This window comes from Akkermansia sp. UNK.MGS-1 (genome assembly GCF_000980515.1).
Classification (GTDB): Bacteria; Verrucomicrobiota; Verrucomicrobiia; order Verrucomicrobiales; family Akkermansiaceae; genus Akkermansia; species Akkermansia muciniphila.
Genome location: NZ_LBCB01000012.1, coordinates 1 through 26,639, shown reverse-complemented (window position 1 = coordinate 26,639; position 26,639 = coordinate 1). Strand labels below are relative to the sequence as shown.

The following is a 26,639-nucleotide window of genomic DNA, read 5'->3' as shown; positions in this document are numbered from 1 at the left end:
CAATCATGGAAATTGCCGAGAGGCACCGCCTGTATGTGATTGAAGACGCCGCCCAGGGCGTCGGTTCCTGCTACAGAGGGCGTCGGCTCGGCTCTATCGGCCATTTGGGCTGTTACAGTTTCCACGAGACCAAGAATGTCATTTCCGGAGAGGGAGGAGCCCTGCTGGTGAATGACCCCTCCCTGATGGAACGCGCGGAGATTATCCGGGAAAAAGGGACCAACCGTGCCAGGTTTTTCCGCGGGCAGGTGGATAAATACACCTGGGTGGACGTAGGTTCCTCCTATCTGCCCGGAGAGATGACCGCCGCTTATTTGTATGCCCAGCTGGAACACGGGCAGGAAATCAACGGGGAAAGGTTGAAGTGGTGGAATATGTACCACCGCGCTCTGGCTCCATTGGAAGAACAGGGGGTGCTGCGGCGTCCGTGCGTTCCGGAGCATTGCACGCATAACGCCCACATGTATTACGTGCTGCTCCGTTCCATGGAGGAGCGCACGCGCTTGATCAACAAGCTGGCGGAGCACGGGATTAAAGCGGTGTTCCACTACATTCCCCTCCATTCCTCCCCTGCCGGGATGAGATTCGGGCGTTCTGCCGGGGCCATGCCTCATACGGACCGTACCAGCGATACGTTGCTGAGGCTTCCTTTGTATTACGATTTGGGGGAAGAAGGCTGCCGGGAGGTGTTGCGGGCCGGCTTCGGGCTGGAGGGAGTTGAATCATGATGAAAATTTGCCTGGTTAACGTGTCTGATGTGGATGAGGCCATGCGCAGCCGCCTGCGCGTGTGGCGCAATTCCGAAAAGGTCAGCCCGTTTTTTTTGTTGGACCAGGTAACTGAGGAGCAGCACCGGGCGTGGCTGGAAAGGAACGTCCGCGGGGAGGATGCCCGCGCCTGCGTGATTTATGCGGACCAGGTTCCGCTGGGTCTGGTTTACCTGCCCTGGTTTGACCGGAATACGCGTTGCGGAGAGATAGGCATTTATCTTTACGACAGGGCATTCAGGGAACTGCGCCCGGCTTCCGCCGCATATGCCGGGATGATGGAGCTGGCCTCAGGGGAGCTGGGCCTGGAACGGCTATATGCCCGGATTCTGGAGGACAATGCGGCTTCCGTGCGTTTTCATGAGCGCATGGGTTTTGTCCGTGTTCCGGAAAAGGACGAGGTGTGCGTGAAAAGCGGGGAAAGGAAACGCGTTCTCATGTATGCAAAAGCGTTATGACTGATCCACAGGTTCAATTGTCCATTGTGGCTACCGTGTATTGTACGGGCGGTTATCTGGCGGAGTTCTGTTCCCGCAGTTTCGCCGCCGCGCTTGAGGCGGGTTATGACCCCTCCCGCACGGAGGTGGTGCTGGTGAATGACGGCTGCCCAAGGGACGGTCTGGAACAGGCGTTGAAGGAACGGGAAAAGGACGGCCGGGTGCGCGTGGTGGATTTATCCCGCAACTTCGGTCATCATCTGGCCATGTACGTGGCCTGCGAAGAAGCCCGGGGAGAGCGCGTATTCTTGATTGACAGTGATTTGGAGGAATCTCCCGAGTGGCTGGTTAATTTTTCCCGTGAGATGGATTCTACCGGGGCGGATGTGGTGTACGGGGTGCAGGAGAAGAGGAAGGGCGGCTTGTTTGAAGCCGTTTCCGGAGAATTGTTCTACACATTGTTTAATTTGCTTTCCGACCAGCAGATTACCAGGAATATGGTTACGGCGCGGCTGATGAGCGCGCGTTTCCTGCGGGAGATGCTGAAATTCCAGGACCGGGAGCCTTTTTTCTTTGGGCTGTGCGTTTCCGCCGGTTTCCGGCAGGTGCCGTGCAGGGTGAAGAAAGCATCCTCTTCTCCAACTACCTACACTTTCCGCAAAAAAATGGCGCTGGCGGTGAATTCCGTGGTTTCCTACAGCGCCAGGCCGTTGGTGTATATTTCCTACTTTGGCCTGGCGGTCACCCTGGTAGCCATGCTGTATGTCGCCTGGGTGGTTGTGCGCCAGCTCCTGTATAATGTAGCCCCTCCCGGCTGGGCCTCTTCCGTGGCCTCCATCTGGCTGGTCGGAGGCTTGATTCTGATGAGCCTGGGCGTTATCGGCATTTACATTTCCAAGATTTACAAGGAAACCAAGCATAGGCCCGCCGTGGTGGTGGCGCGCCGGTATGAGTGAATTGTTCCCGGCTCTTTATTTCTTTCATGATCAACTACCTGATTCTGCACCTGCTGTTTATCGTTTACGCGCTGAATACCGTGCTGGGGCGCATGGCTGCCCCCTACGGCTGGACGGACTGGCGCCGGTTCGCCCTGCTGGCCGGCGTGCTGTTCCTGTTGGGAATTTATGCGGCGGGATGGCAGGTCATGCTGAAAAAATTCAATCTGGGTGTGGCTTATGCCAACCGTGCCGCCGTTGTCATCTGGGGTATCCTGCTGGCATGGCTTTGCCTGGGGGAGGCTCTTTCCTGGACGCTGGCGGCGGGAGCGGCTCTGGTCATCGGGGGGATTATTTTGGTTTCCACGGAGGAGGCGCATGAGTGAAGAATTTTATATTGGGCTGAACCTGTTTTCCGTTTTTCTGGCCTCCTGCACACAGGTGGTTTTGAAAAAGTCTGCCATGAATGACCGGCTGACCGGCCTTGCCTATTTCGTGAATCCGGCCACGATGGCGGCATATTCCGTTTTTTTGGGCTGCTGCCTGCTGACGTTTTACTGCCTGTCCCACCTGCCGATGATTACGGTGAACATGCTGGAATGCTCCGCATATGTGTATATCCTTTTGTTTGACCGGATTTTTTTTGGAAAACCGATCACCATGCGCAAAGTGGGCGGCAACGCGATGATTATCGCGGGCATTATCGTCTGCCTGAACCGTTAAGGAAGAGTTTGCAGCCTTTTAGCCCCTCCGGTTTGTTCATCCGGATCGGCTCTTGACTTTCATTTTCCCCGTTCCTAGTATGCGTCCCCGGACAGGGAAAACAGTCTGGAACGTCAGGGAATTTGCTTATGTTGAAACAGATTTGGAGATGGGTATCGCTTTTTCCTCTGCTCCATCCCGTATGGTTCAACCTGTTGCTTCTGGTTCTGGCCTGGAGCCTTGTGGGCGTGGCTTACCAGTCCAATGACGATCTGGTGATTGCGTCCGTGCTTGACGGATGGGGGGATCCCTCTTATGCGGACGCCCATGTCATTTTCGTCAATCCCCTGTTGACCGGTCTTCTGTTGAAAGTTGCGCCTGTCCTTGGCGGGGTGTCCGTTTGGCCTGTGTTTCTGGCGCTTGCCACGTTGTCCAGCGGAGCGGCCATTTTCACGATGCTGACGGCGCATGCCCGCAAGGCGCGCAGATATGATTTCAATACGCTGGTCCTGCTGCTGGTGTGGCTTCTGATCATGCCGGGCTTTTACGCCGCTCTGCAATTCAGCCATGCCGCCTTTCTGACAGGATTTACAGGTGTGCTGGCGTGTTTGAAGTACGGCTCTTCCTGGAGGGGGTGGTGCGCGGGAGTATTCCTGTGCGTGCTGGGCAGCATGGTCCGGCTGGATGCCGCCCTAGTGTGCGACGCTTTCTGGGGGGCCATCCTGTTGGCAGGCAGCCTGGAAGGGTTCAGGCCGTCCAGGGAAAAGCTGTTTGCCCTCAGTCGTCTCTGGCTGGCTCTGGCCTGTGTGCTCATTGCGTCCTTCAGCCTGAATGAATATAATAAATACGCCCACCGGAATGTGCTGGAGGGATGTGACGTGGCGGCATGGAACCAGGCCCGCGCCCTTCTCTCGGACACGTGTCCCATCAGGCAGGAGAGCGCCTACCAGTGTGAAAAGTACGGCGTGTTCGCCAACGATATCAGGATGGTCCGGATGTTTACCAATTGCGATATGGATGTATTCAACACGGATTATCTGGAAAGGCTTCTGTTGGCGCGGGACGGAGGTGAATTCTGGCCCAGGGCGTGGGCCCGTGGAGAGAAAGCCTTGCATCTGTTTTCATGGGATTCCGTTATGGATCTTCTCCCTTGCTGGATTTTGTTCGGTCTGGCATGCCGCGTTTCTTTCCGGCGCGGGGATTCTCCGGCCCTGGTGTACTGCGTAGGCTCCCTGCTGGTGCTGATTCTGCTGTATATGTCCAGCATAGACCGCCTGTATTTCCGCGTAGTTTATCCAACGTTCCTGATTGCAGGGCTGTGTCTGCTGTGGTCGGATAAATATCGTCCCATCCGCATCAACTGGACGGGGAAGGGAGCTCTTGCGGGCGGCGTGCCCATGTTTTGCGCGTTCTCCGTTTCTTTGTCCCAGGCGTGCGCCGCCGTGTGGGAGGCTAATCTGGAGTCTTTTTCCCCGGATGCCGGGCGCCTGTTATGCGAGCGGGTGGACCGGGAGCCCGATTCCCTGTTTTGCGTCCAGATGTCCGGCGGCACTATTGACGATCTGGCCCCGGGGCAGTCTGTTTTCCGCAAGGCCTGGAGCTGTTCCCGGAAGAACGTTGTCACGCTGGGCGGCTGGAATTTTCCGTTGAAACCCGTACAGCGGAAACTGAAGGAGATGGGGTGGGCGGGGCAGTCCTCCCTGAACCTGTGCAGGGATAATGTGTACATTGTCTGTCTCACGCCGCAAGGGGACGTTTCCGATATGGACAGCAAGTTCATGGGGATGCTCAGCCGCCATATCTGGGAGCAGCACGGCGTTCGCACAGCCTGGCATCTGGATGAGAATATCCAGGGTGTGCGCGTTTACCGCCTGCGCAAGACATGGTTCCAGCCCGGCAGGAAGGAAGCTGCCTCCGTCAAGGAAGTGTGACTCTCCGCAATGTAACATCCCCCGATGCGCGTTACGCAACGGGGGATGAAAGGAGGGAGGTTGGGGCTTGGCGACGATTGTTAAAAGCGCGGGCCGCCCGGCATGCGTCTGTTCATGCGCTCTTCGCGGAGTTTCGCCTGTTCCGCCGGGGTAAGAAGCAGAAATTCCAGGTCGCGGATGGCGCGCTGTTTTTCAGAAGGTTCCTTGATGCCGGAAATCAGGCTTTTCATTTTTTCAAGGGCCGCTACCTGGTCACCGAGTTCAAAGCAGGCTTTTTCCCGATCCCACTGCCTTTTGGTCAGGAAAGTGGCTTTTTCCGCTTCCGCCGTTTTCTTATCGCTGGCGGAGTTGTTTTGAAGCAGAGTCGCTTCCAGGGCGATGCGTTTGTTCCAGAGCTTCCGGAAATTTTCCACATCTTTTTTCTCCTTGTAGGGAACCAGCAGCACGCGGTCAAAGATGGTATTGAGGTCCATCAGGTTGTCCGGCAGGGTTTCCGAACGGTAGTCCCCAATGTTCAGGTAGGTGCGGATGACTTCGCTGGCTCCGCTTACCATGGGAAGCTGTTCGCCTACGTCCTTGGCGTTGGCGGCCACTTCATCCAGCATGGAGAGAACGCTGGAGGAAACGTTGAGTTCACGCTCGTTTTTTTCCGCATCCGCTTTTCTCAGGCAAAGCAGCATCCATTTGCACTGGATTTGAAGGGCCTTTTTAAAACCGGGGGCCACGTTGTTTCCCGTGTTCTGCTTGCGCCAGTTGGAGAAGGCGGTGCTGGGGCTGTCAGGTTTGCTGCTGTTGCCTCCCTTCCCTCCGGAACCCGGCATGCGCATCATCCGGAAGCCTCCCCCGCCTCCCCGGTTCAGCATGCGGGACATCATGCTGGTGGGGTTCAGAAACCGGTCCTTCATGGCGTCCACGTAAAGTTTCATGGCGGCGTTTTCCGTGCTGGTGGCTGCGGTAAGGGCGGCCACGGCCTTCTGGATGCGGGAAGAGCTGGTGTTCAGGTAGCCGGCTTTGACTTCCTTCAGCCATTCGGAAGCTTCCTTTCTTGCGGAATCGGTAAGCATTTCCTGAGCCTGGCAGAAGCCGGATCCCAGGAGGAGAAGCACCAGCGCGGAAAGCGCCGGACGTTTGCGGAGCGGGGTGAGGCGTATCATGGCGGTATTAGATTGCAAGGTATCCTTACAAACCCCTGTCCCGAAGAAAAGTTGCATCTTTTCTTCAAAAAAGAACGGTTCGTCTTGTTGTGCCGGATGAACGTTTATCCCAGCACTTTGCGGATGCAGGAAGCGCAGATGGATACGGCTTCCTCCATTTCCTCCGGAGAAATGACGAGGGGGGGATTGAAATACAGGACGTCGCCCAGGGGGCGAAGCAGAAGTCCCTGTTTAAGGGCTTCCCTGTAAATCCGGTACCCCAGCCTCTGCTCGGACGGAAAGCTTTTTTTGGTTTCCCTGTTCTCCACCAGTTCAATGGCGTTCACCAGGCCCAGGCTGCGTATTTCCCCCACGTGGGGATGATCCCCCAGGGCCTCCACGATCATCTGGCGGAAAAGAGGGGCCTTTTCCTGCGCCCGGGGAATAATGTGTTCCTCGTCCAGGACCTTCAGCACGGCGAGAGCTGCGGAGCACCCCAGCGGATTGCCGGAATAGGTATGGCTGTGCATGAATGCTTTTCCTTCCCTGTAGTCCGCATAAAAGGCATCGTAAATTTTCTGCGTGGTGATGGTGATGGACATGGGCATATAGCCGCCCGTGAGCCCTTTGGAGACGCACATGATGTCCGGGGAAACGCCGGCCTGGTCGCAGGCGAACATGCTCCCCGTGCGGCCAAAACCGGTGGCGATTTCATCCGCAATGAGGTGCACGTTGTAGGCGTCGCACAGGGAACGCAGTTTCGCCAGATAAGCGGGAGGATACATCCGCATGCCTGCGGAGCCCTGGAGCAGGGGTTCCACCAGCAGGGCGGCGCATTCGTCCCCATGGCGCGCAAAGGCCTCCTGTGCCGCGTCAATGCATTCCGCCTGGCAGCAGCCGCGTTTGTTCCCCTTGGGGCAGCGGTAGCAATCCGGAGCGGGAATGCGCACGATGTCCAGCAGAAGAGGTTTGTAGAGTTCCGAATAAAGGTCCAGGCCTCCTGCGGAGAGGGCTCCCAGGGTTTCTCCGTGGTAGGCGTCGCTCAGGGACATGAAACGTACTTTCTGACGGTTTCCGGTCTGGTAGTGGTATTGGAAACTCATTTTCATGGCGGATTCGATGGATGCCGAACCGTTATCCGAGAAATTGAATTTGCAGAGCCCCCGCGGAATTTTCTTCATCAGTTCTTCACACAGAGTGATAGCCGGCCTGTGTGAGAAGTTGGCGAAGATGACATGCTCCAGGGAATCAAGCTGTTCCTTGATGGCACGGTTGATTTTGGGGTGGGAATGGCCCAGCAGGTTGCACCACCAGGAGCTGACCACATCCAGATAGCGTTTCCCGTCCACATCATACAGGTTGACGCCTTTTCCGTGGTCGACCACGATAGGAGGCAGCGTTTCGTAATCCTTCATCTGGGAACAGGGATGCCAGATGTATTCCAGATCTTTTTTTGACCAGTCGGAGTGATTCATGGCAAAGGGCGCGAAAATGGGACGGACCTTATTTCATGCGGACTTCATATCCCAGTTCCGCCAGCATGGCCAGGTCTTCCCGGATGGTGACGCCGGCGGTGGTAAGCATATCTCCGGAGATGGCGGCATTCGCTCCGGACATGAAGATTTTCCTGCCGTGGTCCTTCATGGTATTCCTGCCGGCGGCGATGCGGACGAAGCCGTCCGGCATGATGAACCGCACCAGGGCCACGATGCGCAGCTGTTCTTCCTCTCCCAGGGGGGTCATGTCCGCGTACGGCGTTCCGGGGATGGGGGTCAGAAAGTTGACGGGCATGGATTTGATGCCCAGCGCCGCGATGTCCATGTACATGTCTATCCGGTCTTCCATAGTCTCTCCAAGCCCCATAATGCCGCCGCTGCAAACTTCCAGCCCGGCTTCCAGAGCCCATTTGATGGTTTGCAGTTTGTCGTCGTACGTATGGGTGGTGCAGACATTAGGGAAATTGCGGCGGGAAGTTTCCAGATTATTGTGGTAGCGTGAAACGCCTGCGGCTTTCAATTGCTCGCAGTGTTTCTTGGAAATAAGGCCGTGGGAGGCGCAGAGGGAGATGCCGCAATGTTCGGCGATGTGCCGGTAACTGGCGCAGAGCCGGTCCACGTCTTCATCCGTCAGCCTCTTGCCGGAGGTGACGATGGAGTAGCGCAGAATGCCACGTGCGTCATTGTACCTGGCCCCCGCCAGGAGGGCTTCATCACTTAAAAGGGGATATTCCTCCACTGCCGTGGAGTAATGGGCGGACTGGGCGCAGTATTTGCAGTTTTCCGAACATTTGCCGCTGCGGCCGTTGATGATGGTGCAGAGGTCGAAGACATTCCCGCAAAAATGTTCCCGGATGGCGTTGGCCGCCTGGCACAATTCTTCCAGCGGTTCCCGGCTGAGGGCTATCAATTCTTCTCTGGAGCAGGAACCGCCTCCGAGCACCCTGGAAAGGAGGGATGATGTCAAACTCATGCGTGAAAGACTAACCCCGGCTCCGTTCACGTCAAGGTCAGAATGGCGAAGGAGGCGGATCGTGGAACCTTCTTTCCCGTTCTCTTATTCGGCTACCTGTTCCGGGGCCTTGTAACGCAGGGCCTGGAAGCCGGGCGCGGGTTGATATTCCCTGTCCAGAATGGCGATGGCTCTGTTGATAAGGTCACGGTTTTCTGCGGCGATATTATTTTTCTCTGCGGGGTCTTTCACGATATCGTACACTTCCCAGTTGTCCGGTTTTTTACCGGGAAACAGGTTGCGGCGGATGACTTTCTTAGAGTCGAAACGCACGGCTACCTGGCCGCCGTAGCCTCCCCCTGCCCAGACCAGGGGCTTCCTGTCATGCAGAGCGGATTTTTTGCCCAGAAGGACAGGGGAGAGGTCCGTTCCCAGCGGAGAACCTGCATCCGCTCCTGTCAGAGCGCACAGTGTAGGCATCACGTCCGCATGGAAGGCCGGCTGGGTGATGGTTTTTCCCGGGGCTATTTTCCCAGGCCAGCGGATAATGCCGGGGACACGTATACCGCCTTCATAAAGCTGCCCTTTCAAACCTTTGAGATCGGCTACGGAGTTGAAGAACCGGTGGTCTACCCCCCCTGCATCATGCGTGGTGCCGTTGTCGCTGGTAAAAATGACGATGGTATTTTTGTCCAGGCCACAGGCTTTCAGCGTGTCCAGCAGGCGTCCTACGTTGTGGTCCATCTGGGAAATCATGCCTGCATAGGCGGCCCGGGGGCGGGGATGGGGCAGATAGCCCCGGTTGCCGCGGTAGGGGGATTTATCCCATTCGCGGGGATAGCGGTCAATCCATTCCTGAAGAGGCTGCATGGCCACATGGGGTTCCAGCGGGGCGTAATACAGGAAAAACGGTTGTTTGCCATGGGCCTTTTCCTTCACAAATTCCAGCATTTTATCCGCAATAAGATCGGAACTGTGTTGTTCCGCGCGGTAGGTGTCCGCCAGAACTTCCCCTTTGGGCTGGGAACCGTGTCCGATAGTGGCGGCTGTCAGAGAAGTGTTGAGAACTTCCTTCTTTCCGTCATTCCAGAGGTATGGAGGATAGTAGGTGTGGCAGGCTTTCTGGTCCGTGTAGCCATAGAACCTGTCCACGCCGTGTTTGTCCGGCGCTCCGGTGGAACCGAAATCCCCAATACCCCATTTACCGAACACCGCTGTGGCGTAACCGGCTTTTTTCATGGCTTCCGGTAGAGTGTAGGTTTCCGTTCTGATGGGCCAGTCTCCTTTGAGGTCGCGCCAGTTTTCGCCCGCGTCCACGCGTTTCAAATCCTGTACGTCGCAGTTGCCCGTATGCTTGCCCGTCATCAGCACATTGCGGGAAGGGGAACAAACCGGAGCTCCGGAATAGAAATAAACCCATCGCTGTCCTTCGGAGGCCAGCTTGTCAATGTTCGGGGTTTTAATTTTTTTCTGACCGTAGCAGCCTACTTCCGCCCAGCCAAGGTCATCCGCATTGATGAGAACTACATTGGGCCGTGCCGCTTCCGCCACGGACAGCATCAGCAGGGAAAAGGCGGTAGAGAGAGTGATGTTGTAAAATGTGACCATACGGTAATAATAACGGAGAAACACTCTTCCTTGTTTCAAAAAATAGTTTCGTTTTCCTTACCGGATGCCGGATGAGATGCTCACAGGGTGAGCCTTTCGGTTTCCTTTTGTTTCGGACTACTTATTTATCCGAGCCATTCCTGTTTGTCCGGTTCCTTTTTATTTATATTTTTATATGGGATGATGAATCATAAATATTTGTGGTAGCAATTTGCTTGTCGGACAGGTCATAAACCGGCTGCAAGGCTATTTCATATCATTCCGGCCAGATTTTTTGATGCTTTTCTTAAGATGCTTAACTGGGAATTCAGGATGAAAATAATTCTGGGTGAAGCATTTTTCAATGAAATAGTGCTTTCTTGAGAAGGTGGGCGGATTTACAATCCGTTACGGACAGTAAAAGAAAAAACTCTTGTTCTCAGGGAAAGTGCCGCTCTTTATACGGTTATTGAAACGTGACTCCGCTTCAACATGCAACGAACTCTATAAAAGAGGGTTTGCCAAAATTCTACTTCAGGCCCGGATATCGTAGCAATTTCCCGTATTCCCGTCACCAGGGTGGGCCCAGGCAAATTTCTGTGCTACGTAAGAGGCCCTGATACGTAAAGAAACGATGTTGCAAGTTCTTTTCTCTTAGAGTTACAGCTTGACTCCGGATTGTAAATCCGCTAGAAAAAGGCGTTCCGATTCATTGGTTTAATTTCAGAGTTGAAGGAGAACGATGGATGCCGGGTTTAACAATTCTGTGGAGAAATTCATTCGTTAATTTGCAGGAATTTTCTTGGGGATGCATGAGGAGCCAATGTCAGATTTTTATTATAAATGAATTGTAAAAAAAATAGAAAAATTCCCTTGTGGTGGGGGATAATAATTTGGGCAGTACTTGTACTGCTTTTTTTTGCTCCTGCTGTGTTTGGAGGAAAGGTTTTAGCCCCGGTGGATTGTGTGGAATGCCTGTTCAAACCATTCGCAACTCAGCCAATGGAGGAAGTCCATAACCAATATAACGTAGATGGGGCTTCTCAATATTTACCTTATAGCTGGGCGATGCAGCAGTCCTGGCAAAGTGATGGGTATATGGGATGGAACCCTTATACTCACAATGGGACTTCACTGCCGGAAAATACCATGTTAAGCCCGGGGGATTGGCATCATTGGTTATTTGGTTTTCTTCCTTTCTGGACGGCATGGGATGCGGGAATCTTGCTGCAGTTTTTTATCGCAGGGCTGGGGATGATCATTCTACTGAAATCCAGGGGAATTCCCATTCCGTACGTATTGCTTGGAGCTGTGAGTTTCAGTTTTTATTCCCAGTTTATTATGTGGATATATGACCGGTGGCTTGGTGGAATAATCTGGGCGCCGTTGATTGTCTGGTCCCTGTTGGAAGGGAGAAGGAAAAACAAATGGGTGCATCTTCCCTCTATTCTCTTTATTGCTCTTGGATTCAGAGGAGGCCATTTGCAAGCGTGTCTCTTTGTTTTTCTTCTGGTGCTGTGCGTGTTTCTTGCGGATTGGTGGAAACGGGCAGACCGCTGGTCCTGGAAAGTTTTTCTGAAATCATCATCTTTTTATTTGATCTCCGGATTTTTGGCGGCGTTGCTTTCCTTGGATGTTTTTGTGGACACCCTGCCGCGCATGGAAGGCTGTAAAAGCTTGCCGTTTGTCTGGGGGCTGGAAAATATTCCTTTTCTGGCCACATCTGTGATGCCGACGCTCTTCGGCATTCCTCAGACAATCAGTATTTCCAAAGTGATTGGCGCTGATTTATTCGATATCAAATTTGGTGGAGGAGTTGTTTTTGTGCTGGCTGTTCTGGCATTGTTTAACCGCCGGGCACCGTTGACCGCCAAGTTTTGTTTTCTTGTCAGTTTAATTGTTTCATGCACACCTCTTTCCACTTTCCTCTATTCACGCTCCACGGTTGTGATGGCTTTTGGAATGAGCTGGCTTGCCGGATGGCAGTTATTTGACCTTAGGCGGCATCCGGTTCTTCCTATCTGGCGCAGACTTGCATGGTGGGGAATTGGAATTTTGTGTATATGGCTTGCCGTATCGGTGGCAGTTCAGTGTTTCCATGAACCATTGCTGTTAAAATTGCATAGCTTTATTGACGGAAACATAACGACTTCTCAGCAAAAATACCGTCATTCCTGGTATTTGCTCAGAAGCGAGCGTCTCCTGGACCAGCTGATGATTTGGGATTGGCGCAATGCCTTATTGATTTTACTGGTCAGCGTAGGGGGTTGGGCCTGTTCCCGCCTGAATATATCCAGCCGTTATCCGAAGTGGTGGGCAGGACTTGTGGTATTATGTACCTTTGGGGAACAAATAGTGTTTTCTTCTTCATGGATTGCCTATTCCGACAAACCGGAAAGCGGCTGTCTTTATAGAGAACCGGAGTGGATGCCCGAGTTCCGCGGTCATGTGGGGGATGGAGCCGTTGTCATCGTCAATCCCCATAATGACTTGGATTTTCTATGTACCAATCATTTATCCACATATGGAATAAGACTGGCTTCAGGCTATGAAACGGTACAGCCCAAATATTTGAGACCTTTGTCGGATGGACATTATCATCCGGAAGATTATGCCATGGCCGGAATTTCCCATTTGCTGTGCGATTCCAGAGCCGGAAAACCAGACTTTGACGGGTGGATTCTGGTTCAGGAAACGGAAGATTTCTTCTTGCTGGAAAATCCCTTGTACCGTGGACGCTATTTCGTCCGAACCCAGGGGGAAGAGAGTCATTTTTCTCCTGTTGTCCCGGATTGGAGAACGAATAATAAGATTCATGTCACCGTGCCGCCAGGAACAAAGGAATTGTCTGTTCTTGAGAGCTATTCCAGGGGATGGAGCGCCCGCACCGGGAAGGGGGAAGAGCTTCCTTTATCCGGCACTGAGCGCTATTCTATTCTTGTTTCCGTTCCGGATTCGGAACAGCAGACGGAAATCCTCCTTCAGTACCATACGCCTTACCGTGAATGGTATTACAGCATGATGGGGGGAACGGCCCTGTTTCTGCTTGTGACGGCTCTCTTGCAGAGGCGCGTTAATATCAGGACGGAAAAGGAGGGATAGGGAACCGTCTCTCCGTCTTTTTGGGTTTCATGAAATAGCGGTCAGGGCAGGATGAGGCTTTCTACCGCGGCACGTATGGGTTCATCGCCGAATTGGTCCAAAGCATGTTTCAGGAAGCCCTGGGCAATCATGCTGCGCGCCGTTTGTTCCGGAATTCCCCGTGAAAGCAGGTAGAAGATTTCTTCCGGAGAAATGGAGGAAGTGGCGGAACCGTGCGAACACTGCACTCTGTCCGCCAGGATTTCCAGGCCGGGAATGGAGTTGGCTTCCGCTCTGGGGCTGAGAATGAGATTGCGGTTGCTTTGATAGGCGCTGGTGTCATGCGCGCCTTCCGCCACCAGGATCATGCCGCTGAAAATGCTGCTGGCTTCGTCGTCAAGTACGTTGGCGTAAAGCAGGTTGCTGGAGGCTCCGCGGTAAAGGTGCTTCTGGTAGGTTCTCTGGTCCAGCTCCTTGTTTTCCTTCAGATGGTTGGCGGAAAGCAGGCGGACTCCTGCGCCGTCTCCGTTCAGGATGCAGACCGTTTCCTGCCTGGCCCATGCTGCGCCGGGATGGCTGACGAGATGTTCCATTTCCGCGGAATCATCCGCCATCATATGGGAAAGCTCCACGGCACGGGAACGGCTGTTAAGTTCCTGAACCAGTGCGTATTTGACAGATGACGCGGAGGAAAGATGGTACTGCTGGAGCGCTCCGCAGAATTGGCGGCCATGGTCTGCGCTAATGTGGCGTTCCAGAATGCGCAGGCGGCTTCCGGTTTCCGCAATGAGCAGCGTGGAGGGAAAAACGGCCACGTTATCTCCGGAGATGAAGTGGAGTATTTCCAGAGGGAGGGAGATTTCCCTGTCCGCCATAATAACCAGCCCGTTGTGCTGGAAGGCCGTAGCCAATGCCGACAGTTTTTCGGAACCGAGCGTTTCCGTCTCTGTTTCCAGGTATTTCCGGGCGGTGTCCGGGCATTGCAGCACAAAGTCTTCCATATCCATTACGGAAAGCCCTTCCGGCAGTTCTTCCGGGATGGAAACGGGGAGCCCGTTGGCGTAAACAATGCGGAGGGCCTCCGGCATGGAGGCTCGTTCCCTGATGATGGGAGCCAAGGTTTCCGGAGCTGCAGGAGGAGCCGCTTCAACATGTTCCAGGGATTCGTTGCCGGGGGCTCCGAAACGCCAGGATTCCATATGGCGGGAAGGTTCCGGAAGCTGTTCCGCCTGCTCCAGGGCATGGCGCCGCCGGGCTTCAAACCATGCGGGAAGAAAGCCTGCGGGGAATTGTTCTTCGTTAAGCAAATGGTTCATTGTTTCCCTCCTTATCCGATGCTGTCTTCCATTTCCAGATCAATGAGCCTGCGCAGCTCCACAGAGTATTCCATGGGGAATTCCTGAACGAGGTCGTTAATGAATCCATTGACGGCCAGGGACATCGCCGCAGCTTTCGGAATGCCCCGCTGCTGCATGTAAAAAAGCATTTCTTCAGAGACCTGGGAGACGGATGCCTCATGCTGCACCGTGCCTCCATCCCCTTTTACCGTGATGGCGGGGTAGGTGTCCGTACGGCTGTTGGCCGCCAGAAGAAGGGCGTCGCATTCCGTGTTGTTTTTGCAACCCTTGAGTCCTTTGCCCATGATTACCTGGCCCCGGTAGCTGGCGCGCCCTTCGCCGATGCTGATGGATTTGGAAACGATGTTGGACGTAGTATCGTCCGCCGCATGGATCATTTTGGCTCCCGTATCCTGGTGCTGGCCCGTGTTTGCCAGGGCAATGGAGATGACTTCCCCGCGCGCGCGCCTGCCTTTGAGCACCACAGCCGGGTATTTCATGGTGAGGCCGGAGCCAATGTTGCAGTCTATCCAGCGGATTTCCGCATCTTCCATGGCAAGGCCGCGCTTGGTGACCATGTTGAAGACATTAGAGGACCAGTTTTGCACGGTGACGTACTGAATTTTCGCTCCCTTGAGCGCGACCAGCTCCACAACGGCGGAGTGGAGGGTGGAAGTTTCAAACTGGGGCGCCGTGCATCCTTCCATGTACATGAGTTCCGCGCCTTCGTCCGCAATGATGAGAGTTCGTTCGAACTGCCCGAAATTTTCCGAGTTGATGCGGAAGTACGCCTGAAGAGGATGTTTGAGTTTAACCCCTTTGGGCACGTAAATAAAGGAACCTCCGGAAAATACCGCGCTGTTCAGGGCGGAGAATTTGTTGTCTCCCGTGGGAATGACTTTTCCAAACCAGGGACGAAAGACGTCTTCATGGTGTTTCAGGCCTTCCGTGGAGTTGACGAAGATGACGCCCTGGCTGCGGAGTTCCTCCTTCATGTTGGAGTAGGCGGATTCGGAGTCGTACTGGGCTTCCACGCCCGCCAGAAACTGGCGTTCCTGTTCCGGGACGCCCAGGCGTTCGAAGGTGCGCTTGACGTCCTCCGGCACGTCGTCCCAGCTTCGTTTGGGCCGTTCTCCGTCGGAGAGGTAGTAGCGGATTTGGGAGAAATCTATTTTTTTAATATCCGGAGAAGCCCAGTGGGTGGGCATGGGCTTGCTTTCAAAAACGGCAAGCGCGTTTTTGCGGAACTGGCGCACCCATTCCGGGTCGTCCTTGACGTCGCAGATGTAGTCAATGGTGGCCTCCGTCAGGCCGTATCCGGCATCAAATTTATGGCGTTCCGGGAAGGAGAAGTTCCCCTTGCTCCGGTCGAAGTCAAACAGGTTCTGTGTGTTCCCGTTCTCTGGCATGTCAGGTGTATCGCTCATGATTGATGGCCGGATGGCGGCATTACGCCTTTTCCGCTGTTTCCGCTTCTTTCAGGAACTCGTATCCCCTGCTTTCCAGTTCGTCCACCAGTTCTCCGCCTCCGGTCCGGACGATCCGCCCGTCAGCCAGCACGTGGACCACATCCGGCCTGATGTAGTCCAGCAGGCGTTTGTAGTGGGTGATAACCAGGAAGCTGCGGAAAGGGGAACGCATGGAGTTGACTCCTTCCGAGACAATGCGGAGGGCATCTATGTCCAGGCCGGAATCCGTTTCGTCCAGAATGGCATAGAGGGGATCCAAGAGAAGCATTTGCAGCACTTCATTGCGCTTTTTCTCTCCCCCGGAGAAACCTTCGTTAACGGCGCGTGACGTGAATTTGCGGGCCATGCCGAGCTGGTCCATTTTTGCATAGAGCGTTTTGTAGAAGGTGACCGCATCCAGTTCCTCCCCATGGGGCATGCGGGCCTGCATGGCCGCACGAAGGAAGTTGGCGTTGGAAACGCCGGGAACTTCCATGGGGTACTGGAATGCCAGGAAGAGTCCCGCCCTGCTGCGTTCGTCAATGCTCATGTCCAGCAGGTTCTGTCCGTCCAGCCAGGCTTCCCCCTCCGTTACCTCATAGTCCGGATGTCCGCAAAGAACTTTGGATAAAGTGCTTTTCCCGGACCCGTTGGGCCCCATGATCGCATGTACCTCTCCCTTGGGAATTTCCAGATTGATGCCTTTAAGTATTTCCGTGCCTTGCACGTTGGCGTGCAAATTTTTAATGACCAGACTCATGATGATGAAAGAGAGTTAGCCCTGCGGCGTGGTGATGGAACCCCTCAGGGTGATTTGGGCTTCTTCCACGCACACGTCGTCGGGCAGGTTGATGAATTCCTTCAGGTCCACGCCTTCCTTGATGGTGATGTCGTAAATGCGTCCGGTCCGGGTGTCCTGGAAGTGACCGTGCTCAACGAGATTGGGACAGAAGCGGGAAGAGCTGCGTTCAAAGTTGACCTGATTGACCAGGCCGTGGTTCACCAGCGCCTCCAGGCAGTTATAAACGGTGGCCAGGGAGATGCTGGGGAGTTTTTTGCGTACCCGCTGGTAAACTTCATTGGCAGTTGGATGATCCCTTTGTTCCAGAAGAACCTGATAGACTTCCTGCCTTTGCTTGGTAAGTCTCAACCCGGAAATGACCGGCAGGGTAGAGGCGGTGCGGACGGCCTGCTTGGAATCTGTTTTGGGATTCATATCTTATTTTTCATGCTCTGCGTGGATAGTGGGGGAGGGGCAATTGTTTTGCAAGAACAATTCCTGTTATTTATTGGGGCGCGGAGAAGGACAGAAAAAGGGGCGGTCATCCCTGTGGATGGCCGCCCCTGCAGGGAGATAGAGTAATCCGTATTTTAGTTGGCGGCTTCAGATCCTTCCGGAGCCACATTGACGCGGCGGCCTTCGCGGTCAAAGAACACGCGGCCGTCCACCAGGGAGAAGATGGTGTAGTCACGGCCCATGCCTACGCCCTTGCCGGGGTGCCATTTGGTGCCGCGCTGGCGGATGATGATGTTGCCCGCGATCACTTCCTGTCCGCCGAATTTTTTAACGCCGAGGCGCTTGCTGCGGGAGTCGCGACCGTTCTTGACAGAACCTTGACCTTTCTTGTGAGCCATAAGATAATAAAAATTAAGGGTTGAAATTAGGCGTTGATAGCGGTGATTTCCAGCTTCGTCATGGCGCGGCGGGAACCTTTTTTCTTGTGGAAGCCCTTGCGGCGCTTAAATTTGAAAGCGATGATCTTTTTGCCGCGGAACTGGCTGACCACCTTGGCGGAGACCGTAGCTCCTTCCACCATGGGGGTGCCGACGGTCACTTTTCCGTCATTTTCCACCATAAGCACCTGATCGAAGCTTGCTTCGGCCCCCTCTTCGAGGGTATTGATGCATTCAACGTCGATCACGTCGCCCGTCTGGACGCGGTACTGCTTGCCACCTGTTTTGAAAATTGCGTATGCCATTGCTATCACTGTTAAGGTTCGCCCGCAGATGCGGGAGCCGCAATAAACCATATGACTTTCTTTTAGACAAGCAAAATTTCATGGAAAAATGAGCGAATGGCATAAAATTTTTAGAAACGGCCCCGTTTTGACTCATTCCCCGGAGGAAATGAGGGAGCTGGGGAGGCAAATAGGTAAAATTTTAATGCCCGGCGAAATTTTGGGCGTGGTGGGTGAGCTGGGGGCCGGAAAGACGCACCTGACCCAGGGCATTATGGAGGGGCTGGGGAGTTCCGAGGCGGCTGCCAGCCCGACATTTTCCCTGGTGCATGAGCATGCTGACGGACGTCTGCCGGCGTGCCATTTTGATTTTTACCGCCTGAAGGATGAGTCCGAGCTGACCGGCATAGGGTGGGAAGAGTATCTGGACGGAGAGACTGTGCTCATTGTCGAATGGGCCAACCTGTTTCCGGAAGCGCTGCCGGAAGAAACCTCATGGCTGCTGCTGGAACATGAAGGAAGCTGCCTGCGCCGCGTGTCTCTGGCTCCTGCGGAATAAAACGGAGATCAGTACCCGATGCTTTGAGAAAACGCTTTATCAAAGCCGGGGCTGAGCCAGATGGTATTATGCATGGCTCCGGGGAATTCCTGGTAACTGACCGGTACGGAGAAACAGTCCCGGAGCCGTTTGGCGTGGTGCGGAGGAATGACTTCATCCGCTCCCGCAGCCAGGATGCTGACAGGGCAGGCGACTTTGGGCGCGGCCAGGTCTGACCGGAAGTGGTCCGGAAGGAGAAGCTTGACGGGCAGGTATGGGAAGAGACCGCGGGCAGTTTCCAGAAGGCTGTCAAAAGGGACCAGCAGCACCAGTTTTTTCACGTGTCTGACGGAGGCTATCTGGGTAGCGACTCCGGAACCGAGGCTTTGCCCGACCAGGATGACGTCGTCCGGCGTTCTTCCGGTTTCCTTCAGCACGGAGTCAAGAATAGCCAGGGAGTCTCCCATGATATCCTGTTCCGTGGGGGTGCCGGTGCTGAGCCCGTACCCGCGGTAATTGACCAGGAGCTTGGCATGGGGAAACCGGTCCAGGTAGGGAAGCATCATGGAGATGTCCATGGCGTTTCCCCCGTAATATACCAGGAGGGGCTGCCCCTTCTTTTCAATAAGCCAGCCGCTGAGTTTGGCCCCATTATGGTGGAAGGTGCGCCGATGCGGTTCCCAGGCGGCCCGTTTTTCCAGATACGCGGTTTTGTCCCTGGGCTGGGGCGGCAGGTACACCAGGGAGCGGACGGAGCACTGGAGGCATGCCAGAGCCAGAACCCCGGCAAGCAGAAGCGCGCACGGGATTTTCCATGTTCCCGTTTTCAGTATCCTCAGAAGATTCATGGGACGTTTTTTTCCGTGGTCATGGCTCCGGCTGTCCCGGAACGGAGCAGGGCTGTGCCCCGTTCCTGGCAGCTCCAGCCATTCAGGAAGGCCGTTTTTTCGTTCGCGCCCAGGCGGCGTACGTCATTCAGAAGTATTTCCCGGGAGGCCGTTTTGAAATGCAGCTCCGCGGAAGCCGCTCCCTGGCTGTATGTTACTGTAGCCGTTTCCGGAACCCCTCCTGCGATTTCCAAAGTTCCTTTGCCGTCCCCCAGCGAATGGTAAAAAAGAGTCATGCCGGAATGGGGATGCCGGATTTCCCGTTCGGAAACGGGTTCGCTTTCCCCTTCCAGGACAATCGCCGTTTTGCTGCCGTTGGGGAACCATTCCGCTTGGACGTTATCCGTTTCAAGCGTGGCGCCTCCGCGCCCGCAGGCGGAAAGAGCCGGAAGGATGCCGGGCAGTAGGAAGAATGCTGATCGCATGGAGACAGTGTCCCTGAATTCGGTATGGAAGGCAATCTCTCTTTTTCTCTGATGGAAGCTTCTGGACGATCCATATTTTTTCTGATAGAAGGAATACGGGAACGGAGTATAAAAAATATGTTCAGCCGGATGTTTTCATGGAGTTTTGTAGTTGCAGCGTGTTTGGCGGGATTATTCCCGGCACAGTCCCGGGGCGAGGAAGAAGCTGCCCAATCCGGAACCATAGCCGTAAAAGTTCCTGCCTCCAGCCTGCTGATGACTCGCCAGGAGACGGGGGAAACCCGGTTGGACCGGTCTTTCAGTAATGCGGGGTTGAGCATAGGCGGCAAAAAATATGCCACGGGAATCGGTACGCACGCTACGTCCATGATTCCCCTGCCCGTTCCGGAAAACCCGAAAGTTTTGAGGCTGGAAGGTGCATGCGGAATTGATGACGGTGCGGATGGAGACGGAAGCGTGGAATTCCGCGTGATGAGCGGGTCCGAGGTTTTATGGAGTTCCGGCGTGATGAGGAGGGGGATGGCCGCGAAGAAGTTTTCCATTCCGGTGGCGGAAAACGGCATACGGCATCTTTACCTGATGGCCGACCGGGTGGACAATAATTCCTACGACCATGCGGACTGGGTAGATCTGGCCTGGAAGACGGCAGGAAGTGGGCAGGGGATGAAAGGAGCTGTGGTGAATGCCTCTGAATTCGGCATGGTTCCCGGCGTCAGAAAAGATCAGGGGCCGGCGCTGCGGGCTGCCGTTTCCGCTCTCCGGAGGCAGGGCGGGGGCGTTTTGAACATCCCCAGAGGCATTTACCATTTTTATCCGGAGGGGGCTTTGAACATGAGTTTCCATATTTCCAACCATGACCAGCCGCTGATTCATCCGGTGTGTGTGCCTCTGGCCGATTTGCGGAATGTCCGCGTGGAGGGCAATGGTTCCCTGTTTCTTTTTCACGGCAAGGTGGTTCCCCTCCTGGTGATGGACAGCGAAAATGTCAGCATCAACCGTTTATCCGTGGATTACGAACGGTCCTGGTGTACGGAGGCGCGCGTCGTGAAGACGGATGACCGGTTCACGGAAGTGGAAATAGACAAAAAGGCCTACCCTTACGAAATCCGGAACAACAGGTTCGTTTTCCAGGGGAAAGGCTGGGAAGAAGGAATGGGACACTGTATGGCCTTTGAGAAAGGGACGGGACATATTATCGCCAATACATCGGACATCGGCTGGAACGGGCATGTGGAGCCGTTGGGCGGGAGCCGTCTCCGTTTGTCCTGGAACCTCAGGCAGAAGGGAATCAAGCCGGGGGATACGCTGGTTCTTCGGAATTATAACCGCCCCCATCCGGGATGCGTGGTGTACCGGGCTCGGAAAACATCACTGAATGACGTATCTCTGCACCAGAGCTCAGGCATGGCTCTGCTGGTCCAGCGATCGGAGGACTTTCATATGAAAGGCGGCGGAGTCATGGTCAGGAAAGGCACGGGGCGCGTACACACCGCCGGAGCGGACGCGACCCATTTTTCCAATACCCGGGGCGGAATCGTGGTGGAGAAAGCCCTGTTCGAAGGGATGATGGATGATGCCATCAATGTTCATTCCACCTGCCTGGGCGTGATGGAAGTAGTGGACAGCCATACCCTGAAGTGCAAATACATGCATCGGCAGGCGGTGGGGTTTGAGGTGTTTCTTCCCGGTGAAAAAATCCGTTTCATCAACGGTCCTACGCTGGAACCCGGCGGAACGGCCACCGTGAAGACGGCAGTGAAAAAGAATTCCGCGGAGATGGTGATTACGGTGGAAGAGCCGCTCCCCTCCTCCGTCAGGGCCGGGGATGCCGTGGAGAATGCGGATTTTTACCCTTCCGTGGTTTTCCGCAACAATATCGTCCGCAACAACCGTGCCAGAGGATCTCTTTTTACAACGCCGGAGAGAGTGCTGGTGGAGGGCAATTTGTTTGACCATTCCTCCGGCTCCGCCATTCTATTGGCAGGGGATGCCCAGGGGTGGTATGAAAGCGGCGCCTGCCATGAAGTGGTGATCCGCAAAAATACATTCATTAACAACCTGACCTCGCGTTACCAGTTTACGAATGCCATTATTTCCATTTACCCGGAAGTCAAGCAGCTGGACAGGCAGAGGGATTACTATCATCGCAATGTGCTGATAGAAAATAATGTTTTCAAGACGTTCGATGTGCCGCTGCTGTTCGCCATTTCCACGGACAACCTCAAGTTCATCAATAATAAGGTCATTTACAATGACGAGTTTAAGGGATGGGGGCAGAAACCTTTCCAATTCAGAAGATGCGCCAATATTCTGATTAAAGATAACAAGGTGCTGCCTCCCCGCACATGGACCCTTGAGGACTGCAAGCTGGAAAATACCCCATCAGATCAGGTCCGCTTTGGTGGATAAGTTTTTTATTTTACGCAATATCCGTATAAACAACATTTTTTTGCGGATTGTATATCCGCCGCCTGCTTTTTTACAGGAAGAAATCACATATCCATATGAATATCAATAGATAAATATGAAAATAGATTTGTTTTTTCTTCTTATCTCTGCAACTTTGAAAAGTTATTGATGTTTTTATCTTAGAAAAATATGTTGCCACCGGATATACAATCCGCTATGTTGCCTTGCACTATGTGCAGGGGACAAAAGAGGGCGCCGGAAGGCAATGACGGGGGCATCAAATATTGGTGGATTTTACCTTTTTTGTCTTTCTTTTTTTCCCTGAATAACCAAAGTTTTTGGATTGATGAATGTTGTACTGCATTGTGCGCCATGCAGCAGGGAATGGAGGGATGTTGGAAGAAGATTTGTGAAATTGGCGGTAGCGATGCTCAAATGGCCTTTTATTACTACCTTTTATTTTTGTGGCATCATCTGACGGGTGCGGAGTCTGAATGGATGCTGAGGTTATTTAATATATTTTGGGTATTTTTATCATCCTGGTTTTTCAGAAAGGAACCAAAGGCGCTGGTGATTCTTTTGATTTCACCGTTTTTTGTTTATTATTCTAACGAGTTGCGGCCCTATATGTTGCAGATAGCGGCCTCTTGCGCTGTCTCCATGTTGTTTTGGCAGGTTAGCCGGGGAGAACCGGTAAAATTCCATGTCTTTTTTGGTTCTCTGTTTTTTTTATGTCTTACAAGCCTGACAGGGGTTGTATGGGCGCTCGGTTTTGCCGCGGCATTCATGGTCATGGCATTCCGGCAGTTTGGAGGGCGGAGGTTTCGGCGAGCCCTGCTCTGGTGGATTTTTCCATTTTCCGGGTTGGGAGCATATTATCTTTACACTCTTTTCTTGGGCGCCCGTGCGGTTTCCATATCTTCCTCCTGGATAGTCAATGCATGCGCTTCCATGTACGAGTTATCGGGATTGGCCGGCATGGGGCCTTCCCGTCTAGAATTGAGGATGTGCATGACTCCTGATGCTTTATGGAATATGAACGGATTGGGGGCAGGGATGATCTCCGGCGCCATTCTTCTGGCCGGTTCTGCCTGCGGCATCATTTTGTGGAATAAGCGGGCTGAGAGGCCCTTGGTTCCTGCTTTGCTGGTGTTGATATTGCTTCCAGGGGCCGTATTCCTTTATGGAACGGAAATGATGGATTTCCGTTTTTCCGGACGGCATTGCGCGCCGTTATTGCCTGTATTGTGTCTGGCCTGGTCCCTGGTGGCGTTATGGGATTGGTCGTTCCCCAGGATTGCCCAAACTATCCTGTTCCTATTAATGATGATTGTTTGGGCGGTGAGCGATATTCGTATTCGTTGCAATGATTTGTATGGCCGTGAAGATTTCCGCTCTGCGGTATCTTATTGCAAATTATTGCAGAGCAGTCATGTTGACATTTTACTTTTATGCAATGGAGCCGGAAAGGAGTTTTATGGATGGATTCCCGGCCCGTTAAAGGACAAATGGTCTGATTATAAGGTGATCGTAGTTTCCCGGCCATCCGATTATGCTGCTTTTCTCCAGTCCATAGAGTATTCCGGCAAGTATGAACGTTCCGAATTATGCCGGGGGTTTGTCGTCTATCGGCGGGGTGGAATCTCCCAACGAGAGGGGTATTGATGTTTTTGCTGTTGTTTCAACATTTTGAGAAGAGACAGTGTCATTATAGAAATGATGGATATTTCTTCCCGCCTGGTCAAAAGATGCAGGAAATTTATTGAACCGTACCGGGTGACGGACGGCAGGGGATTCAAGTTGTCCCGCTATGATCCCGGCGATCTCGGCAAGCTGGGCAAAGACAGCAAGAAAGAGGCTGTGGATAAGCTGGAAAAGGGCATCGAATTGCTGGAGCAGCTTCAGGAAGTATTGTATGCCAGCGAGTCTCATGCGCTGCTGGTGGTGCTGCAGGCGATGGACAGCGCGGGAAAGGATGGCATTGTGAAGCATGTGATGGGAGGCGTCAATCCGCAAGGGTGCGTAGTCAGCAGCTTCAAGCAGCCTTCCACGCTGGAACGGAGCCATGATTTTCTGTGGAGGTGCGTAGCGCGCCTCCCCAGGCGGGGGATGATTGGCATTTTCAACCGTTCCTATTATGAAGAAGTCCTTAGCGTGCGCGTGCATCCGGAGTTTCTGGCCGGAGAGGGATTTAATCCCTCCCATGCCAAGAGTGCTTTCTGGGAGGAGAGGTTCAGATCCATCAATAACCTGGAACGCCACCTGCTCGCCAACAGGACGAGCATTGTGAAAATATTCCTCAACCTTTCCCCAGAGGAACAGAGAAAGCGCCTTTTGGCACGGCTGGATACTCCGGACAAAAATTGGAAGTTTTCTGAAGGGGATATTCACGAACGCGAATTCTGGGACCAGTACCAGAAAGCGTATGAGGAGATGATACGCCATACTTCTTCCCGGGAGGCTCCATGGTATGTGGTGCCGGCGGACAACAAATGGTATTCCCGGCTCGTCTGCTTGTGCGCCATTGTGGAGGCCCTGGCGGAGATGAGGCTGGAATATCCGAAGGTTTCCGGGGAATTGAAGGAGTTCTTTCCCAAATTCCGGGAGAAACTGGAACGCCCCCTGTCCAGGGGCGGGGATTAGAGCGGCATTAGGAAACGCGGAGAGAAAAACGGCGCATCAGCGGGAGATTGCCCTCCTTCTGCTGCGCCGGCGCATTCCGTGCCATAGGGCAGGCTCCGTTTCCGTCAGCGCCTGCGTTCCCAAGATTGCACCTTGCCGTTGATGAAAAGCACGTATCCGGTGTTTACCGGCACATAGGTGACATCATTGTAATAAGGATAATAGGGACGGTAGAAGCCCGGCCCCCAGTAGGGACCGCCCCAGTAGGGGCCGGCCCAGAAAGAGGGGGGAGGGGTGTAAACCGGCTGGAGGGAGGAATAAATCCAGCGGGTGGCGGATTTCCCGTTAAGGTGGCCTTCCGCTACGGCGGAGGGGTCCCCCCAGGCCAGGAAAACGGCCGGCGGAGACATTCCTTCAGCAATTTGTCCGGATTCCACCAGTGTTTTCTGGCTGGGCGGGAGGGAATTGAAAAGGGCCGGGTTTTTCTGGATGCGCGATGCCGGGGTGGACACGCAGGAAGCAAGGCTCAGAGCGGCGGACAGGGTAGTGAAAAGTAACTTCCAACTCATGATGTACATACGGATAACACTCACTTTGACTCTTGCCAAGGGTCTTTTGTTGAGTAAAATATACGAACACGTTATGAAAGCGCTCCGTAATCTGGCTTTAACACTGATAGTCCCTGTTCTGGTTTCCTCCCTGTCCGCAGCGGAAAAGCCGGAAATAGTTGACGAATATCTCCCGGTCGGCAAAATGGCGGAAGCCGCCGCCGTCAGCGTTGTGCTTGATGAAAGCCTGCAGCCGTTCATGGAAAAGATAGACGGCGTTTTCGCCTCCCTGCCCGACAAGGACAAGAAGGAGCTTGTCAGCCAGATTGTCCCCGGCCAGCCCGTTCCTTATGATGAGCGCCTGGGCTGGACCAAGGACGAATATGCCAAGTACCTGGAGTGCTGGAAGCTGAAGCAGGTGCAGGAAGTGGCCCCTGTGGCCCTGGGTATTTTCGCCTCGGGGGAACGGAATATCTGGGATTTGGCTGCTGTGGCGCAGCAGGGGCCGTTGCCGATGAGCACGCTGAAGTATGATTCCAGCACCAAGTCATGGATTTCTCCCAACGGAACCCTGACCCTGAAAGGGGACGTGTCCTATGACGATCTGAATGTATACGGCGCGTGGAGTGGCAAGGAATGGACAATGGAAAAGAAAACCATTCTTTCCACCCTGACGGAGACTATCATTGCGGGCAAGACCAAGGACGGCAAGTATGCCTATTTCGTTTACAACATGTCTGAAAAGAACCCGGACAACGTTGCCATTGCCAACCAGTCCATCGTTCTGCGTGTTCCCGTTACCCGCATCGCGGGTGACCCTTTGCTGGAAAAGGCCAAGGCCAAGGCTCGCCAGTAGGGATATGATGTTCCTTTCATTTCCGGTAAGACAACAATGCGTATCATCAGCGGAAAGGCCGGCGGCATAACCCTGTCTGTTCCCAAGGGGGAAGTTCGTCCCACGACAGACCGGGTCAGGGAAGCCGTTTTTTCCATCCTGAACCCGCTGATGGACCGGGCCGACGTGCTGGATTTATTTGCCGGGTCCGGCGCCTTCGGCCTGGAGGCCCTCAGCCGTGGGGCGAGAGACGCCCGCATGGTGGATTTTTCCCGTCTCTCCTGCGCGGCGGCCAGGGCCAATCTCGTCAAGACGGGCTTGGAAGGCGGAACTGTCATCCAGGGAGATGCCGTCCAGTTCGTGAGAAGGGAACTGCTGGCCGGCAGGAAGTACGATATTATTTTTGCAGATCCTCCTTATTGCAAGGGGCCGGCGGACCGCGACTTTATTGTTGAACTGGCGGAGGCCGGAGTTGCCGGACTTTTGAAGGGTGGTGGCGTGTTTATTGCGGAAGTGCAGGAGGGCTGGGGTACCGGAAGGGAAGGCGCCGCGGAAATTGACGGCCTGAATCTGGTGGATACCCGCCGGTACGGGAAAAATATGCTGCTGTT

At 54.1% G+C, this 26,639-nt stretch carries 26 protein-coding genes; 13 read left to right on the top strand and 13 right to left on the bottom strand.

The window, feature by feature from the left end; translation table 11 throughout:
• The 6 genes from WW58_RS07740 to WW58_RS07715 form a co-directional block, all read left to right on the top strand.
• On the top strand, window positions 1-728 hold a 728-nt coding region (locus tag WW58_RS07740), incomplete at its 5' end, for a DegT/DnrJ/EryC1/StrS family aminotransferase (protein ID WP_046436709.1).
• Complete coding sequence (locus WW58_RS07735; RefSeq protein ID WP_046436707.1) at window positions 725-1,225, top strand: GNAT family N-acetyltransferase; 501 nt, start codon at window positions 725-727, stop codon at window positions 1,223-1,225. The genes WW58_RS07740 and WW58_RS07735, both read left to right, overlap by 4 nt.
• The gene (locus WW58_RS07730; protein WP_046436705.1) at window positions 1,222-2,160 is read left to right on the top strand and encodes a glycosyltransferase family 2 protein; all 939 of its coding nucleotides are present in this window, start codon (window positions 1,222-1,224) and stop codon (window positions 2,158-2,160) included. The genes WW58_RS07735 and WW58_RS07730 overlap by 4 nt, the downstream gene beginning before the upstream one ends.
• A 26-nt stretch (window positions 2,161-2,186) precedes the next feature.
• On the top strand, window positions 2,187-2,525 hold the full coding sequence (locus tag WW58_RS07725) for a hypothetical protein (protein WP_022198512.1): 339 nt from the start codon (window positions 2,187-2,189) through the stop codon (window positions 2,523-2,525).
• Entirely contained in the window at window positions 2,518-2,862 is a 345-nt protein-coding gene (locus tag WW58_RS07720) for a hypothetical protein (protein WP_012419550.1), read from the top strand. Before WW58_RS07725 ends, WW58_RS07720 begins: the two co-directional genes overlap by 8 nt.
• Before the next feature lie 128 nt (window positions 2,863-2,990).
• Window positions 2,991-4,772 (top strand): hypothetical protein, encoded by a 1,782-nt coding sequence (locus WW58_RS07715; protein WP_046436704.1) that lies wholly within the window; start codon window positions 2,991-2,993, stop codon window positions 4,770-4,772.
• Window positions 4,773-4,852: 80 nt separating this feature from the next.
• Here WW58_RS07715 and WW58_RS07710 read toward each other — a convergent pair whose 3' ends face one another.
• The 4 genes from WW58_RS07710 to WW58_RS07695 form a co-directional block, all read right to left on the bottom strand.
• Window positions 4,853-5,926 carry a hypothetical protein gene (locus WW58_RS07710; protein WP_046436703.1) on the bottom strand — a complete coding sequence of 358 codons (1,074 nt, stop codon included), beginning with the start codon at window positions 5,924-5,926 and terminating at the stop codon, window positions 4,853-4,855.
• 104 nt (window positions 5,927-6,030) lie between these two features.
• Window positions 6,031-7,380 carry an adenosylmethionine--8-amino-7-oxononanoate transaminase gene (bioA, locus tag WW58_RS07705; protein WP_031930291.1) on the bottom strand — a complete coding sequence of 450 codons (1,350 nt, stop codon included), beginning with the start codon at window positions 7,378-7,380 and terminating at the stop codon, window positions 6,031-6,033.
• Between the two features lie 28 nt (window positions 7,381-7,408).
• Window positions 7,409-8,374, bottom strand: coding sequence for a biotin synthase BioB (gene bioB / locus WW58_RS07700; protein WP_012419545.1), 966 nt, complete (start codon window positions 8,372-8,374; stop codon window positions 7,409-7,411).
• Window positions 8,375-8,458: 84 nt separating this feature from the next.
• On the bottom strand, window positions 8,459-9,961 hold the full coding sequence (locus tag WW58_RS07695) for an arylsulfatase (RefSeq protein WP_012419544.1): 1,503 nt from the start codon (window positions 9,959-9,961) through the stop codon (window positions 8,459-8,461).
• Between the two features lie 822 nt (window positions 9,962-10,783).
• Here WW58_RS07695 and WW58_RS07690 point away from each other — a divergent pair.
• Entirely contained in the window at window positions 10,784-13,042 is a 2,259-nt protein-coding gene (locus WW58_RS07690; RefSeq protein WP_146018637.1) for a YfhO family protein, read from the top strand.
• 41 nt (window positions 13,043-13,083) lie between these two features.
• Here the strand turns inward: WW58_RS07690 and WW58_RS07685 are convergent, their stop codons facing one another.
• The 6 genes from WW58_RS07685 to rplU all read right to left on the bottom strand — a co-directional run bounded on the left by WW58_RS07685 (window position 13,084) and on the right by rplU (window position 17,785).
• The gene (locus WW58_RS07685) at window positions 13,084-14,337 is read right to left on the bottom strand and encodes a SufB/SufD family protein (RefSeq protein WP_046436701.1); all 1,254 of its coding nucleotides are present in this window, start codon (window positions 14,335-14,337) and stop codon (window positions 13,084-13,086) included.
• 11 nt (window positions 14,338-14,348) lie between these two features.
• Complete coding sequence (gene sufB, locus WW58_RS07680) at window positions 14,349-15,785, bottom strand: Fe-S cluster assembly protein SufB (RefSeq protein ID WP_046436700.1); 1,437 nt, start codon at window positions 15,783-15,785, stop codon at window positions 14,349-14,351.
• A 22-nt stretch (window positions 15,786-15,807) separates the two neighbouring features.
• Window positions 15,808-16,566: a Fe-S cluster assembly ATPase SufC gene (gene sufC / locus WW58_RS07675; RefSeq protein ID WP_022198500.1), complete on the bottom strand. Its 759-nt coding sequence runs from the start codon at window positions 16,564-16,566 to the stop codon at window positions 15,808-15,810.
• Window positions 16,567-16,581: 15 nt separating this feature from the next.
• Window positions 16,582-17,022: a Fur family transcriptional regulator gene (locus WW58_RS07670; RefSeq protein ID WP_031930286.1), complete on the bottom strand. Its 441-nt coding sequence runs from the start codon at window positions 17,020-17,022 to the stop codon at window positions 16,582-16,584.
• 155 nt (window positions 17,023-17,177) lie between these two features.
• Entirely contained in the window at window positions 17,178-17,441 is a 264-nt protein-coding gene (gene rpmA / locus WW58_RS07665; protein ID WP_012419538.1) for a 50S ribosomal protein L27, read from the bottom strand.
• Between the two features lie 26 nt (window positions 17,442-17,467).
• A complete protein-coding gene (gene rplU / locus WW58_RS07660) occupies window positions 17,468-17,785 on the bottom strand; it encodes a 50S ribosomal protein L21 (protein ID WP_012419537.1) in 318 nt (105 codons plus the stop codon).
• A 127-nt stretch (window positions 17,786-17,912) separates the two neighbouring features.
• Between rplU and tsaE the strand changes: the two genes are divergently transcribed.
• Window positions 17,913-18,323: a tRNA (adenosine(37)-N6)-threonylcarbamoyltransferase complex ATPase subunit type 1 TsaE gene (gene tsaE, locus WW58_RS07655; RefSeq protein ID WP_232051451.1), complete on the top strand. Its 411-nt coding sequence runs from the start codon at window positions 17,913-17,915 to the stop codon at window positions 18,321-18,323.
• An 8-nt stretch (window positions 18,324-18,331) separates the two neighbouring features.
• On the opposite strand, the gene WW58_RS07650 is transcribed toward tsaE, so the two are convergent.
• Complete coding sequence (locus tag WW58_RS07650) at window positions 18,332-19,150, bottom strand: alpha/beta hydrolase (protein ID WP_046436698.1); 819 nt, start codon at window positions 19,148-19,150, stop codon at window positions 18,332-18,334.
• Window positions 19,147-19,614: a hypothetical protein gene (locus WW58_RS07645; protein ID WP_046436697.1), complete on the bottom strand. Its 468-nt coding sequence runs from the start codon at window positions 19,612-19,614 to the stop codon at window positions 19,147-19,149. The genes WW58_RS07650 and WW58_RS07645 overlap by 4 nt, the downstream gene beginning before the upstream one ends.
• Before the next feature lie 162 nt (window positions 19,615-19,776).
• On the opposite strand from WW58_RS07645, the gene WW58_RS07640 reads away from it, so the two are divergent.
• From WW58_RS07640 to WW58_RS07630, 3 genes are all read left to right on the top strand, one after another.
• Window positions 19,777-22,023: an NPCBM/NEW2 domain-containing protein gene (locus WW58_RS07640; RefSeq protein WP_215833613.1), complete on the top strand. Its 2,247-nt coding sequence runs from the start codon at window positions 19,777-19,779 to the stop codon at window positions 22,021-22,023.
• 216 nt (window positions 22,024-22,239) lie between these two features.
• On the top strand, window positions 22,240-23,688 hold the full coding sequence (locus WW58_RS07635) for a hypothetical protein (protein WP_215833612.1): 1,449 nt from the start codon (window positions 22,240-22,242) through the stop codon (window positions 23,686-23,688).
• A gap of 51 nt (window positions 23,689-23,739) precedes the next feature.
• Entirely contained in the window at window positions 23,740-24,666 is a 927-nt protein-coding gene (locus WW58_RS07630; protein WP_215833611.1) for a polyphosphate kinase 2 family protein, read from the top strand.
• Window positions 24,667-24,770: 104 nt separating this feature from the next.
• Here the strand turns inward: WW58_RS07630 and WW58_RS07625 are convergent, their stop codons facing one another.
• Window positions 24,771-25,214 carry a hypothetical protein gene (locus WW58_RS07625; protein ID WP_128153433.1) on the bottom strand — a complete coding sequence of 148 codons (444 nt, stop codon included), beginning with the start codon at window positions 25,212-25,214 and terminating at the stop codon, window positions 24,771-24,773.
• Between the two features lie 73 nt (window positions 25,215-25,287).
• On the opposite strand from WW58_RS07625, the gene WW58_RS07620 reads away from it, so the two are divergent.
• Window positions 25,288-26,049, top strand: a complete 762-nt coding sequence (locus WW58_RS07620) for a hypothetical protein (RefSeq protein ID WP_046436694.1) — start codon at window positions 25,288-25,290, stop codon at window positions 26,047-26,049.
• A 36-nt stretch (window positions 26,050-26,085) separates the two neighbouring features.
• Window positions 26,086-26,639 (top strand): RsmD family RNA methyltransferase (locus WW58_RS07615; protein WP_046436693.1); only part of this gene is annotated, 554 nt, incomplete at its 3' end.